1 protein-coding gene is annotated in these 14328 nt (G+C 74.5%); it reads right to left on the bottom strand.

From position 1 onward, the window contains the following. Window positions 1-7 precede the first annotated feature (7 nt). The gene (locus H4696_RS44075; protein WP_420831576.1) at window positions 8-14089 is read right to left on the bottom strand and encodes a type I polyketide synthase; all 14082 of its coding nucleotides are present in this window, start codon (window positions 14087-14089) and stop codon (window positions 8-10) included. Window positions 14090-14328: the final 239 nt, after the last annotated feature.

Here is a 14328-nt window from a genome sequence, read left to right as displayed (position 1 = left end):
GCGAAGGTCAGGGGGTGCGCAGGCCGTCGAGGACGTCGAACAGCTCGTCGTCGGTCGCCGTCCCGAGGTCGCGGTCCCCGGGCGCCGCTTCCGCGGTGTTCAGCCGGCTCAGCAGCGTCGTCAGCCGCAGGGTCAGCTCGGTGCGCGCCGGGCCGTCGGCGGCACCGGCCGCGAGCGCCGCCTCCAGCCGGTCGAGCTCGGCCAGGCCCGCGCCCGCGTCGCCGGGCAGGAGCTCGGCGAGGACGTGCGCGGCGAGAGCCTGGGCGCTCGGGTGGTCGAAGACGAGCGTGGCGGGCAGCCGCAGCCCGGTGGCCGTCGCGAGCCGGTTGCGCAGGTCGACCGCGGTGAGCGAGTCGAACCCGAGCTCCTGGAACGCTTGGGCCGGGTCGAGCGCCGACGGCGAATCGTGCCCGAGCACGGTCGCCGCCATGCCCCGGACCAGCTCCAGCACGGTCCGTTGCCGCTCGACGACCGACATTGCCAGCAGCCGCTCCCGAAACGCTTCCATCGCCGGAGTAGCGGCCGCGTCGGCCTCCGCTTCCGCGGCGAGCAGGCGCCGGACGTCCTCGATCCCGCCGAGCAGCGGGCTCGGCCGCGCCGAGGTGAACGCGGCGGTGAACCGCGCCCAGTCGACGTCGGCGACCGCGACGAAGGTGTCGTCGAGGTCGAGCGCCCGCTGCATCCCGCGCATGCCGGCCGCCGTCGCCATCGGGGACAGGCCGTGCCACTCCGGGTTGAGGTCCATCAGGTCCTCGACCACGACGCCGTCGTCGAGTACGTGCCGGGCGTCCCACACGCCCCAGGCGATCGACGTCGCCGTGCGGCCGCCCGCCCGTCGCCGCTCGGCGAGCGCGTCCAGGTAGGCCGACCCCGCCGCGTAGGCGCCGTGGTCACCGCTGCCCCAGACCCCGGCGATCGAGGAGAAGAGCACGAACGCGTCCAGGTCGCGGTCGGCGAACAGTTCGTCGAGGTGGGCGGCCCCGGCGACCTTCGCCGCGAGGACGTCGGCGAATTCCTCCACAGTGGACTCGGCCAGCGCGGTGAGCCGGATCAGCGCGGCGGCGTGCACCACCGCCCGGATCGGCCCGTGGTCGGCCTCGGTCTTCTCGACGAGGTTCGCCAGTGCGTCCCGGTCGGCGACGTCGCAGGCCGCGACGGTGACGCCGACCCCGGCGCCCTCGAGTTCCGCGGCCAGCTCGGCCATCCCGGCCGCCGCGTTCCCCCGGCGGCTGGTGAGCACGAGGTGTTCGGCCCCATCCGCGGCGAGCTTGCGGGCGATCACCGGGCCGAGCGCACCGGTCGCGCCGGTGACCAGGACGGTGCCGCGCGGCCGCCACGGCGCCGGCACGGCGGCGGGCTTCGCCGCGCGGACCAGCCGCCGGCCGAAGATTCCGTCGGCACGGACGGCGACCTGGTCTTCTCCGCCGTCGCCGGTGATGGTGGCGAGGCCGCGCCGGAGGGCGATTTCGTCCGGTTCGGCGGGCAGGTCGACCAGGCCACCCCAGCGCTGCGGCTGTTCGAGGCCGACCACACGGCCGAAGCCCCAGGTCTGGGCCTGCACCGGGTCCGGCGGCAGGTCGGTGGCCGAGACGCGCACGGCACCGCGGGTCACGCACCACAGGGGTGCGGTGATCCCGGCTTCGGTCAGCTTCTGGGACAGCACGAGGTTCGCGACGAGCCCCGCCGTGACCCCCGGCCGCAGTTCGGACCGGTCGGCGGCGAGCAGCGAGACCACGCCGGTGAACTCGCCGGCCAGCTCCCCGCCGGGCGCGGTGACGACGACGTCGTGGCCCTGCCTGGTGAACTCCGCGATGAGCGGGTCGCCGTCGTCCGGGGCGACGACGAGCCAGCGGCCCGGCCCGCCCGCGACCGGCTCGGCGGCCGGTTCCCACTCGACGGTGTAGCGCATCGAGTCCACAGCGGACTCTTCCGCGCGGTCGGCCCGCCAGCGCGCCAGCGCGGGCAGCACCGAGGCGACCGCCTCGGAATCGGCACCCAGCACCGCGGCCAGCCCGGCCGGGTCGCCCGCGTCCACCGCGGACCAGAACCCGGCGTCTTCCGCCTTCGCCGCACCGGGCAGCTGGAAGTCCAGCCAGAACCGCTGGTGCTGGAACGGGTACACCGGCAGCTCGACGCAGCGGGCGCCGGTGAAGACCCCGGCCCAGTCGACCGGCACGCCCTGGACGTACAGCTCGGCCGCCGACAGCAGGACGCGGTCGGCGCCGCCCGCGTCGCGCCGGAGGGTGCCGCCGGTGACGACCGGGCGTTCGGCGTGCTCCGCCGTCTCGCCGATCGCCGTCGTCAGCACCGGGTGCGGGCTGCATTCGACGAACACGCCGTGCCCGGCGTCCAGCAGCGCCCGCGTGGCCTGCTCGAACTCCACGGTCTGGCGCAGGTTGCGGTACCAGTAGGACGCGTCGAGCGTGCTCGTGTCGACCGGCGCACCGGTCACCGTCGAGAAGAACGGCACCCGGCCGGCCACGGGGGTCACCGGCGCCAGCAGCTCGGCCAGCCGGTCCTCGATGCGGGCCACGTGGGCCGAGTGCGAGGCGTAGTCCACCGGGATCCGCCGGACCCGCACGCCGTCGGCGGCGCAGGCGTCCTGGAAGCGGGTCAGTTCATCCGCCCCGCCGGACACCACGACCGCCCCGGGCCCGTTCACCGCGGCGACCGAGAGGTCCGCATAGTCCGCCAGCCGGGCGCGCACGGCGTCGGCGCCGAGCGCGACGGAGACCATCCCGCCCTGCCCGGCCAGCTCGCGGATGGCCTGGCTGCGCAGGGCGACCACCCGGGCACCGTCCTCGATGGACAGTCCCCCGGCGACCACGGCCGCGGCGATCTCGCCCTGGCTGTGCCCGAGCACCGCAGCGGGCCGGACACCGAGCGACTCCCAGACGGCGGCGAGCGACACGAGGATCGCCCACAGCACGGGCTGCACGACGTCGACCCGCTCGATCGGCTCGCCCGCGCGGACGACGTCCAGCAGCGCGAAGTCCACATAGGACGTCAGCGCGGCCGCGCACTCCGCCATCCGCGCGGCGAACACCGGGGACGCGTCCAGCAGCTCGGCGGCCATGCCGGTCCACTGGGAACCCTGGCCGGGGAAGACGAACACGACCTTGCCGGGCGTCCCGGCCACGCCTTCCACGACGCCGTGCCCGGCCAGCTTCGCCAGGCGGTCCAGGAGTTCGGCGGCGTCCCGGCCGACGACGACGGCCCGGTGAGCGAACTTCGACCGTGTCGTCGCCAGCGAGAACCCGACGTCGGCCGGGTTCTGTTCACCCACTCGAACCAGCAAGTTCGCGGCCTGCTCCCGCAGCGCCTCAGTGGTCCGGGCCGAGAGCACCCACGGCACGGCGCCCCCCAAGCGCCCCAATGTGGCGTTCGGTGCGTCCAGCGCACCCAATGTGGCGTTCGGTGCTCCATCCATGCCCCCACCACCACCCTCAACCGAGGCGCTCCGCGCCGCAGCATCATTCAACGCAACCAACGCCACATTGGGGCGCTCCGGCTCCTCCAGGATCAGGTGCGCGTTGGTGCCGCTGACGCCGAAGGAGGACACCCCGGCGCGGCGCGGCTTCCCGCCCGGCGCCCACGGCCGCGGTTCGGTGAGCAGCTCGACCGAGCCCGCCGTCCAGTCGATGTGCGTCGAGCGCTCATCCGCGTGCAGCGTGCGCGGCAGGACGCCGTGACGCAGGGCCATGACCATCTTGATCACGCCCGCGACGCCGGAGGCGGCCTGCGTGTGGCCGATGTTCGACTTGACGCTGCCCAGCCACAGCGGCTGTTCCCGGTCTTGCCCGTACGTGGCCAGGAGCGCCTGCGCTTCGATCGGGTCGCCCAGCGAGGTGCCGGTGCCGTGTGCCTCGACGGCGTCCACATCGGACGGTGCCAGGCCCGCGTTCGCCAGCGCCGCACGGATCACCCGCTGCTGCGAAGGACCGTTCGGTGCGGTGAGGCCGTTCGACGCGCCGTCGGAGTTGACTGCCGAGCCACGGATGACCGCGAGCACCGGGTGTCCGTTGCGCCGCGCGTCGGACAGCCGTTCCAGGACGACCATGCCGATGCCCTCGGCCATGCCCATCCCGTCGGCGTCGGCGGAGAACGCCTTGCAGCGGCCGTCCTTCGCGAGCCCGCGCTGGCGGCTGAACAGCACAAATGGCGCCGGGGACGCCATCACGGTCACGCCGCCGGCGATGGCGAGGTCGCTTTCCCCGCTGCGCAGGGACTGCCCCGCCATGTGCAGCGCCACCAGCGACGACGAGCACGCCGTGTCGAGGGTGACGGCCGGGCCTTCGGTGCCGTAGGTGTAGGCGAGCCGGCCGGCGGTGACGCTCATCGAAGTGCCGGTGAGCAGGTGCCCTTCGGTCCCTTCCGGCGGTTCGGCCAGCCCGGCGCCGTAGGACGACGTGCTGGCGCCGACGAACACGCCGGTCCGGCTGCCGCGCAGGCCGGCCGGGGTGATGCCGGCGCTTTCGAACGCCTCCCACGACGTCTCCAGCAGCAGCCGCTGCTGCGGGTCCATCGCGAGGGCTTCGCGCGGGCTGATCCCGAAGAACGCGGGGTCGAAGTCGGCGACGTCGTCGAGGAAGCCGCCTTCCCGGACGTACGTCTTGCCGGGGGCGTCCGGGTCGGGGTCGAAGAGCCCAGCGAGGTCCCAGCCGCGGTCGGCGGGGAACCCGGAGATGCCTTCGCCGCCCGCGTCGAGCATCCGCCACAGGTCGTCGGGCGAGCCGACGCCGCCGGGGAACCGGCAGCTCATGGCGACGATCGCGAGGGGCTCGTCCGTCTTCGCCGCGGTGACGGGAGCGGCGGTCTCCGCCCCGCCGCCGAGGTGCCGTGCCAGCGCTTCGGGGTTCGGGTAGTCGAAGACGAGGGTCGCGGGCAGCCGCCGGCCGGTGGCCGCCTGGAGACGGTTGCGCAGTTCGATGGCCGTCACCGAGTCGAAGCCGAGGTCGCGGAACGCCCGGTCGGCGTCGACGTCCGCGCCGGAGTCGTAGCCGAGCACGGCCGCGACCTGCGCGCGGACGACGCCGAGGAAGTCGGTCGCCGCTTCCGGGGCCGCCTCGGCGACGAGCCGCCGGACCTCGGGGATCTCGCGGAACAGCGGGCTCGGCGTCCCCGACACCGCGACGACGCGGGCCCAGTCGATGTCGACGACGACGGCGCTGGTCTCGTCGTGGTCGAGCACACGCTGCAGTGCCGCGATCGCCAGGTCCGGGTCCATCGCCGGGACCCCGCGGGAGAGCATGCGCTCCTCGACGGCGCCGGTGGCCATGCCACCCGCGGCCCAGTGCCCCCAGACGACGGCGGTCGCGGGCAGCCCCTCGGCCCGCCGCCGGCGCGCGAGGGCGTCGACGAAGGCGTTGCCGGGGGCGTAGTTCCCCTGACCCGCGGCGCCGAACATGCCGCCGAAGGAGGAGAACAGGACGAAGGCGTCGAGGTCGCGGTCGTGCGTCAGCTCGTGGAGGTTGACCGCGGCTTCGGCCTTGACCCGCAGGACGTGCTCGACCTGGTCGAGGGTGAGCTGCTCGAGGAGGGCGTCGTCGAGCGCGGCGGCGGTGTGGACGACGGCGGTCAGCGGGACGTCGGCCAGCAGCGCCGCGAGCGCCGCCCGGTCCGCGAGGTCCACAGTGGACACCGTGACCCGGCAGTGTCGTTCCAGTTCGGCCACCAGCTCGGGGGCACCGGGAGCGTCGAGGCCCCGGCGTCCGGTGAGGATGACGTGTTCGGCACCACCGCGGGCGAGCCACCGGGCGACGTGCGCGCCGAGCGCCCCGGTGCCGCCGGTGACGAGCACGGTTCCCCTCGGCCGCCACGCCTTCGCGGTCCCGCCGTCGGTGGCGTGGGCCAGCCGCCGGGCCAGGACGCCGGACGCCCGGACGGCCAGCTGGTCTTCCCCGGCCGGCGCGGCCAGCACGGCGGCGACCCGGTCGCCGGCGTCCCCTGTGGCCGGCAGGTCGATCAGGCCACCCCAGCGGCCGGGGTGCTCCTGGCCGACGACCGGGCCGAGCCCCCAGACCAGGGCCTGCTCCGGATCGACGGCGGGGTCGGCCGGGCCGGTGCTCAGCGCGCCCCGGGTGGCGACCCAGAGCGGCGCCTCGACACCGGCGTCCCCGAGTGCCTGGACGAGGGTGACGGTGGCGGCGTGCGCCAGCGGGACGGCGGGGTAGGCCGGGTGCCGCCCGGTCGCGGCGGCCAGCAGGGAAAGGACTCCGGTGACGTCCTGGTGTTCGCCGAGCAGTCCCGCGAGCGTCGCACGGTCGGCGGCGGGGTCGACGACGAGCCGTGCTACGTCGGCCCCCTGCGCCGCCAAGGACGTTTCGAGCGGATCGGCGCCGTCCTCAGGAACCACCAGCAGCCACCGGCCGGTGAGCTTGGCCGCGGCGGGCCTCAGGGGACGCCAGGTGACGCGGTACCGCCATCCGTCCACAGTGGACTTCTCCTGGCTGCGCCGCCGCCAGGACGACAGGACCGGCAGCACCGAGTCCAGGGCTTCGCGCTGCTCCTCGCCGACGCCGAGTTCGCTCAGGTCCGCGCGCTCCAGCGCGTCCCAGAACCGGTCGTCGACCGGGTTCGCCGAGCGCGGTTCCGCCTCGCTCGGCCAGAACCGCCGGTGCCGGAACGGATAAGTCGACAGCTCGACCCGGGCCGCGCCGGTCCCGCGGAACACGACCGTCCAGTCGACCGGGACCCCGGCCACGAACGCTTCGGCGAGGGACCGCGCGAGGCGGTCGGCACCGCCGTCGTCCCGGCGCAGGGTGCCGGTGGCCACCACCTCTCGAGCGTCGGCCGTCTCCTCGACGCCCGCCGTCAGCACCGGGTGCGCGCTGCATTCGACGAACGCCGTGTGCCCCGAATCCAGCAACCCGCCGATGGCCTGGTCGAACCGGACGGGTTCACGCAGGTTGCGGTACCAGTAGGCCGCGTCCAGCCCGGCGGTGTCCAGCACCTCACCCGTCACCGCGGACACGAACGGGATTCGCCCGGACCGCGGCTTCACCTCGGCCAGCACCGACATCAGCTCATCCGCCAGCATCTCGACCTGCGCCGAGTGCGACGCGTAATCAACAGCGATCCGCCGCGCCCGCACGTCCGCCGAAGCCAGCAACTCGTCGAGCGCCGACGCCTCACCCGACACCACGACCGACGACGGGCCGTTCACCGCCGCCACCGAAATCCGCCCGTCCCATGGCGCGATCAGCTCACGAGCGCGCTCGACCGGCGCGGCCAACGACACCATGCCGCCCAGGCCCGACAGCCGCAGGATCGCCTTGCTCCGCAGCGCGACCACGCGTGCACCGTCCTCAAGAGACAGTCCACCCGCGACCACCGCAGCCGCGATCTCACCCTGTGAGTGCCCCACGACCGCGTCGGGTTCGACGCCGTATGAGCGCCAGACCTCGGCCAGCGAGACCATCACCGCCCACAGCACCGGCTGCACGACGTCGACCCGCTCCAGATCACCGTCGAGCGCGTCCAGGAGCTTCCAGTCCACAAAGGGCTCCAGCGCCGCCGCGCACTCGGCCATCCGCGCCGCGAACACCGGCGACGAACCGAGCAGCTCCCGGCCCATCCCGGTCCACTGAGAACCCTGCCCCGGGAACACGAACACCACCCGGCGCCCCGGCCGGGCCACCCCGGTGATCGCGTCGCCGTCGAGGACGACCGTGCGGTGCTCGAACAGCGCCCGGGTGGTGACCAGGGAGAACCCGACGTCCAGCGGGTCGCCGTCGACAAGCGCGGCCTGGGCCCGCACCGCTTCCGCGGACCGGGCCGAGAACACCCACGGCACCACCGGCGGCACCACCCGCTCGACCGCAGCCTGCTCCACCGCGGGAGCCGCTTCGAGGATCACGTGCGCGTTGGTCCCGCTGATCCCGAACGACGACACCGCCGCCCGCCGCGGCCGGCCCGTCGACGGCCACGGTTCGGGCTCCGCGAGGAGCCGGATCGCGCCGGACGACCAGTCGACGTGCGGGGTCGGCGTCGACGCGTGCAGGGTGCGCGGCACCGTGTCGTGGCCGAGCGCGAGCACCATCTTGACGACGCCGGCGACCCCGGCGGCGGCCTGCGCGTGGCCGATGTTCGACTTGACCGACCCGAGCAGCAACGGGTGCGCGCGGTCCTGGCCGTACGTCGCCAGCAGCGCGTCGGCTTCGATCGGGTCACCCAGGGACGTCCCGGTCCCGTGCGCCTCGACGACGTCCACATCGGACGGCCGCAGGCCCGCGTTCGCCAGCGCGGCCCGGATCACGCGCTGCTGCGAAGGACCGTTGGGCGCGGTGAGCCCGTTGGACGCGCCGTCCTGGTTCACCGCGGTCCCGCGCACGACCGCGAGCACCGGGTGCCCGAGCCGCCGCGCGTCGGAAAGCCTTTCCACCAAAAGCATGCCGACGCCCTCGGCCCAGCCGGCACCGTCCGCGTCGGCCGAGAACGCCTTGCAGCGCCCGTCCCGCGAAAGCCCGCGCTGGTGCGAGAACTCGACGAACGTGCCGGGCGTGGCCATCACGGTCGCACCGCCCGCCAGCGCCATCGTGCACTCGCCCGAACGCAGGGACTGGACGGCCAGGTGCAGCCCGACCAGCGACGACGAGCACGCCGTGTCGACCGTGACCGCCGGGCCTTCGAGGCCGAACGTGTAGGCGATCCGGCCCGAGGCGACACTGCCGGAGTTGCCGACGCCGAGGAAGCCCTCGACGTCGTCGGCGCCGTCGGACAGGAGGGGGCCGTAGTCGTGGTACATCAGCCCGGCGAACACGCCGGTGCGGCTGCCGCGCAGCGTGCCGGGGTCGATGCCGGCCCGCTCGAACGCCTCCCACGCCGCTTCCAGCAGCAGGCGGTGCTGCGGGTCCATGGCGAGGGCTTCCCGCGGCGAGATGCCGAAGAACCCGGGGTCGAAGTCGGCGGCGCCGTCGAGGAACCCGCCCGCGCGGACGTAGGTCTTGCCGGGCTGGGGCTCGGGGTCGTACAGCGCCTCGACGTCCCAGCCGCGATCGGCCGGGAACTCGCCGATGGCGTCGACGCCGTCGTCCAGCAGCCGCCAAAGGTCCTCCGGCGAGGTCACCCCGCCGGGGAACCGGCAGCTCATCCCGACGATCGCGATCGGCTCGTCCGAAGACGACTCTGTGGCCACGGCGGCCGTCTCACGAACGGCCGAGGCGCCGCCGAGTTCGGTCCGCAGGAACGCGGCGAGCGCGGCCGGCGTCGGGTGGTCGAACACGAGCGCGGCCGGCAGCCGCAGCCCGGTCGCGGCCGAGAGCCGGTTACGCAGGTCGACCGCGGTCAGCGAGTCGAACCCCAGGTCCCGGAACGCCATCGAGGTATCCACAGTGGACACATCGGCGTGGCCGAGCACCACGGCCACCTGCGTGCGGACGATCTCGGTCAGCAGGCGCTCGCGCCCGGCGTCGTCGAGGCCCGCCAGCCTCGACCGCAGGCCGGGGTCGACCGCGGCCGCCCGCGCGGGGACCAGCTTGTGCAGCACCGGCGGCACCGGCTGGTCGCGCAGCGCGGCGACGTTCAGCTTGACCGGCACGAGCACCGCGTCGGCCAGCGTGCGGGCGGTGTCGAACAGCGCGAGGCCCTGTTCGTCGGCCAGCGGCGGGAAGCCGGCGCGGGTCATCCGCCGCCGGTCGAGGTCGGTCATCGCGCCGGTCATGCCGCCGCTGCGCGCCCACAGGCCCCAGGCCAGCGACTGCGCGCCCGGCCGTCGCCGCGCGAGGGCGTCGAGGACCGCGTTCGCGGCGGCGTAGGCGGCCTGCCCGGCGCTGCCGAGCGTGCCGGTCGCCGAGGAGAACAGCACGAACGCCGGGGCGTCGACGAGGTCGTCCAGGGCGAGGGCAGCATCGACCTTGGGCCGCAGGACCTTTTCGAAGTCCGCCGTGGTCAGCGATTCCACGACGCCGTCGGCGAGCGCGCCCGCGGCGTGCACGACGGCGGTGACGTGCTCGTCCGCCAGGACTGCGGCGAGCTGGGCGCGGTCGGCGACGTCGCATTGGACGATTCGGACGTCCGCGTCGAGGTCATCGAGGTCGGGGTTCACCGCGCCGGTGCGGCTGGTCAGCAGCAGGTGGCGGGCACCGTACGCGGTGACCAGGTGCCGGGCCAGCAGCGAGCCGAGCGCGCCGGTACCGCCGGTGATCAGGACCGTGCCGCTGACGTCGAAGGCGGGGACGGCCTCGGCGTCCGGCTGCTCGGCGCGGACCAGCCGCGGCACGAGAACCACGCCGTCACGCAAGGCGGCCTCGGGCTCCTCCCCCGCGGCGAGCACGGCGAGGAGCGGGCTGACGTCGTCGGTGTCGGTGTCCGCGAGCAGGAACCGGTCCGGGTGCTCGGCGCGGACCGAGCGGACCAGCCCCCAGACGGCCGCGGCCGCGGGGTCTTCCCCGGTCGTCGCACCCCGGGTGACGAACACCAGGCGGCCGTCGCCGTCCAGGTTCGCCTGGATCGTCTCGAGCGCATCGGCCAGGACGCGCCGGACGCTCCCGCCGACGTCGGCCGGATCGCCGGTGACGTGCACCAGCGTCAGGTCGGCGTCCACATCGGACGGCACCGCGACCGGCGTCCACTCCGGACGGAACAGCGAGTCGGCGACGAGTTGCTGTGCGGCGAGGGGCCGCAGGACCAGGGACGACACGGTGGCCACGGCGATCCCGGCGCCGTCCGCGATGTCGAGGGCCACGGCGTCGTCACCGGCGGGCCGGAGCCGGACGCGCAGGGTGGCCGGACCGCCCGAACGCAGAACCGCACCGGACCACGCGAACGGCATCAGCGCTCGCTCGCCGCCACCGAGGGCCGCGGCCTGCAGGGCCGAGTCGAGCAGGGCGGGGTGCAGCCCGAACCGGGCCGCCTCGGGCGCGAGGTCGGCCGGGAGCGCGACTTCGGCGTAGATCTCTTCACCGAGCTGCCAGGCCGCGCGCAGCCCGCGGAACGCCGGGCCGTAGGCGAAGCCCTGGGCGGCGAACCGGTCGTGGAGGCCGTCGACGTCGAGGGCTTCGGCGCCGGTGGGCGGCCAGGTCAGCAGGTCCGTGCCCGCCGGTTCGGGGCCGCCGAGCACGCCGCTCGCGTGCCGGGCCCAGCCGTCGTCGCCGGCCCGGCTGAAGACGCCGACCGGGCGCCGTCCGGTGCCGTCGGGCGCGCCGACCGAGACCTGGACCTCGAGGGCGCCCTGCTCGGGCAGCACCAGCGGCGCCTCCATGACGAGGTCCTCGACGACCCGGGTACCGGTCTCCTGCGCGGCTCGCGCGGCGAGTTCGAGCAGCGCGGTGCCGGGCAGCACGACCGAGCCGCGGACGACGTGGTCGGCCAGCCACGGGTGCGACCGCACCGAAAGCCGGCCGGTGAAGAGGTAGCCGTCCCCGTCGGCGAGCGCGACGACCGCGCCGAGCAGCGGGTGCCCGGCCGAGCCGAGCCCGGCGACGTCGCCGGTGACCGCCGGGGCGTCGAGCCAGAACGGCGTGCGCTGGAACGGGTAGGTGGGCAGCTCGACGCCGGTCGCGTCGACGCCGTCGAACTCGCGCGCCCAGTCGACGTCGACGCCGTGGCCGAAGGCGGTGCCGAGCGAGGTGAGCAGCCGGACGCGGCCGCCGTCGCCGCGGCGGAGGGTGCCGACGCCCGCTTCGTCGAGGCCGGGGACGAGCACCGGGTGCGGGCTGCACTCGACGAACACCGGCTTGCCGCCGAAGCCGCGCACGGTCCGGTCGAAGTGGACGGTCTGACGCAGGTTGCGGTACCAGTAGGCGGCGTCGAGCGCGGCGGTGTCGAGCAGTTCGCCGGTGACGGTGGAGTGGAACGGGACCTCGCCGGTGCGCGGGCGGATCGGGGCCAGCACTTCGAGCAGCTCGGCCTCGATGGCCTCGACGTGGGCGGAGTGGGACGCGTAGTCGACGGCGATCCGCTTGGCCGGGAGGTCCTGGGCCAGCAGCTCGTCGAGGGCGCCCGCGTCACCGGAGACCACCACCGAGGACGGCCCGTTGACCGCGGCGATCGACAGCTGCTCGTCCCACGGCGCGATCAGCTCACGCGCGCGCTCCACGGGAACGGTGAGCGACACCATGCCCCCGAGACCCGACAACCGCAGGATCGCCTTGCTCCGCAGCGCAACGACGCGGGCACCGTCCTCAAGCGACAGTCCACCCGCGACCACCGCGGCCGCGATCTCTCCCTGGGAGTGCCCGATCACGGCGGCGGGCTCGACGCCTTGAGAGCGCCAGACTTCGGCGAGCGAAACCATCACGGCCCACAGGGCGGGCTGCACGACGTCGACGCGTTCGAGGTCACCGTCGAGGACGTCGAACAGGTCCCAATCCACAAAAGGCTTCAAGGCGGCCGCGCACTCCGCCATCCGGGCGGCGAACACCGGTTCGGTGGCCAGCAGCTCGCGCCCCATCCCCGCCCACTGCGAACCCTGCCCGGGGAAGACGAACACGGCCCGCCGCGTCCCCCGCGCGACTTCGGCCCCGACGCCCTGCTCGGCCAGCTCGGTCAGCCCGGCCCGCAGGTCCCCGGCGACGACGGCCCGGTGCTCGTACACCTGCCGCGTCCGCACGAGCGCGGCCCCGACAGCGGCCGGGTCGCCGTCCACCAGGCTCAGCAAGTTCCGCGCCTGCGCCCGCAACGCCGGTTCACTGCGCGCGGAGAGCACCCAAGGCACCAAGCGCCCCAATGTGGCGTTCGGTGCGTCCAGCGCACCCAATGTGGCGTTCGGTGCGTCAGATGCACCCAACGCCACATTGGGGCGCTTTGGCGACTCCAGGATGACGTGCGCGTTCGTACCGCTCACGCCGAACGACGAGACACCCGCTCGCCGGACCGCGCCGGTCTCCGGCCACGCCACCGGCTCGGTGAGCAGCTCGACCGCCCCGGCCGTCCAGTCGACGTGCGGCGACGGCGCGTCGACGTGCAGCGTCTTCGGCAGCACGCCGTGCCGCATCGCCTGGATCATCTTGATCATCCCGCCGACCCCGGCGGCGGCCTGCGTGTGCCCGATGTTCGACTTCAGCGACCCCAGCCACAGCGGCCGCTCCCGGTCCTGGCCGTACGTCGCCAGCAGCGCCTCGGCTTCGATCGGGTCACCCAGGGACGTCCCGGTGCCGTGCGCCTCGACGGCGTCCACTTCGGACGCCGTGAGTCCCGCGTTGACCAGCGCCGCGCGGATCACGCGCTGCTGCGCGAGGCCGTTGGGCGCGGTCATGCCGTTGGACGCGCCGTCCTGGTTCACCGCGGTACCGCGGACGACGGCCAGGATCGGGTGGCCGAGCCGCTCGGCGTCGGAAAGCCGTTCCAGGAGCAGGACTCCGGCACCCTCGGCCCAGCTGGTGCCGTCGGCGGCCGCCGCGAACGCCTTGCAGCGGCCGTCCGGTGCGAGAGCCCGCTGCCGGCTGAACTCGATCAGCGCGGACGGCGTCGCCATCACGGCCACACCCCCGGCGAGCGCGAGGCTGCAATCCCCCTGCCGCAGGGCTTGCGCGGCGAGGTGGACGGCGACGAGGGACGACGAGCACGCCGTGTCGACGGTGACCGCGGGCCCTTCGAGCCCGAAGGTGTAGGCGAGCCGCCCGGAGGCGACGCTGCCCGCGCTGCCGTTGCCGAGCAGGCCCTCGAAGCCCTCCGGGACCTGGTACATCCGGCCCGCGTAGTCGTTGTACATCACGCCGGCGAACACGCCGGTGCGGCTGCCGCGCAGCGCGTCCGCGGTCAGCCCGGCCCGCTCGAACGCCTCGTGCGACACCTCCAGCAGCAGCCGCTGCTGCGGGTCGATGGCGAGGGCGTCGCGCGGGCTGATCCCGAAGAACGCCGGGTCGAAGTGGTCGGCGTCGTGCAGGAAACCGCCTTCGCGGGTGTAGACCTTGCCCGGCTCGTCCGGGTCCGGGTCGTAGAGCCCCTCGAGGTCCCAGCCGCGGCGGGCGGGGAAGCCGGTGACGGCGTCGCCGCCGCGGGCGACGAGGTCCCAAAGTTCCTCGGGGGACCCGGCGCCGCCGGGGTAGCGGCAGCTCATCCCGATGACGGCGATCGGCTCGCCCGCCGCCGCTTCGAGCCGCCGGTTGAGTTCCCGCAGCCGGTCGCTCTCCTTGAGCGACGCGCGCAGGGCTTCGACGATCTTGTCCGGTGCTGTGGCCATGGTGGTCGGTCTCCGCGGTTTCGTTCTGGTCAGGGAAGATCGAGGGCCAGGGAGACGAGGTCGTCCACGTCCATGGCGTCGATCGAGGCTTCGGCGGGTTCGGCGGGCCCGGTGTCCGGGCCGGCCAGCCGCAGCAGCGCGTCGAGCAGCCCGGCTTCGCGCAGCCGGTCCACCGGGATCGCCGCGAGCACGGCGGCGAGGTCGGG

This window comes from Amycolatopsis lexingtonensis (assembly GCF_014873755.1).
In the GTDB taxonomy this organism is placed as follows: domain Bacteria; phylum Actinomycetota; class Actinomycetes; order Mycobacteriales; family Pseudonocardiaceae; genus Amycolatopsis; species Amycolatopsis lexingtonensis.
This window is presented reverse-complemented; position numbering and strand designations above follow the sequence as displayed.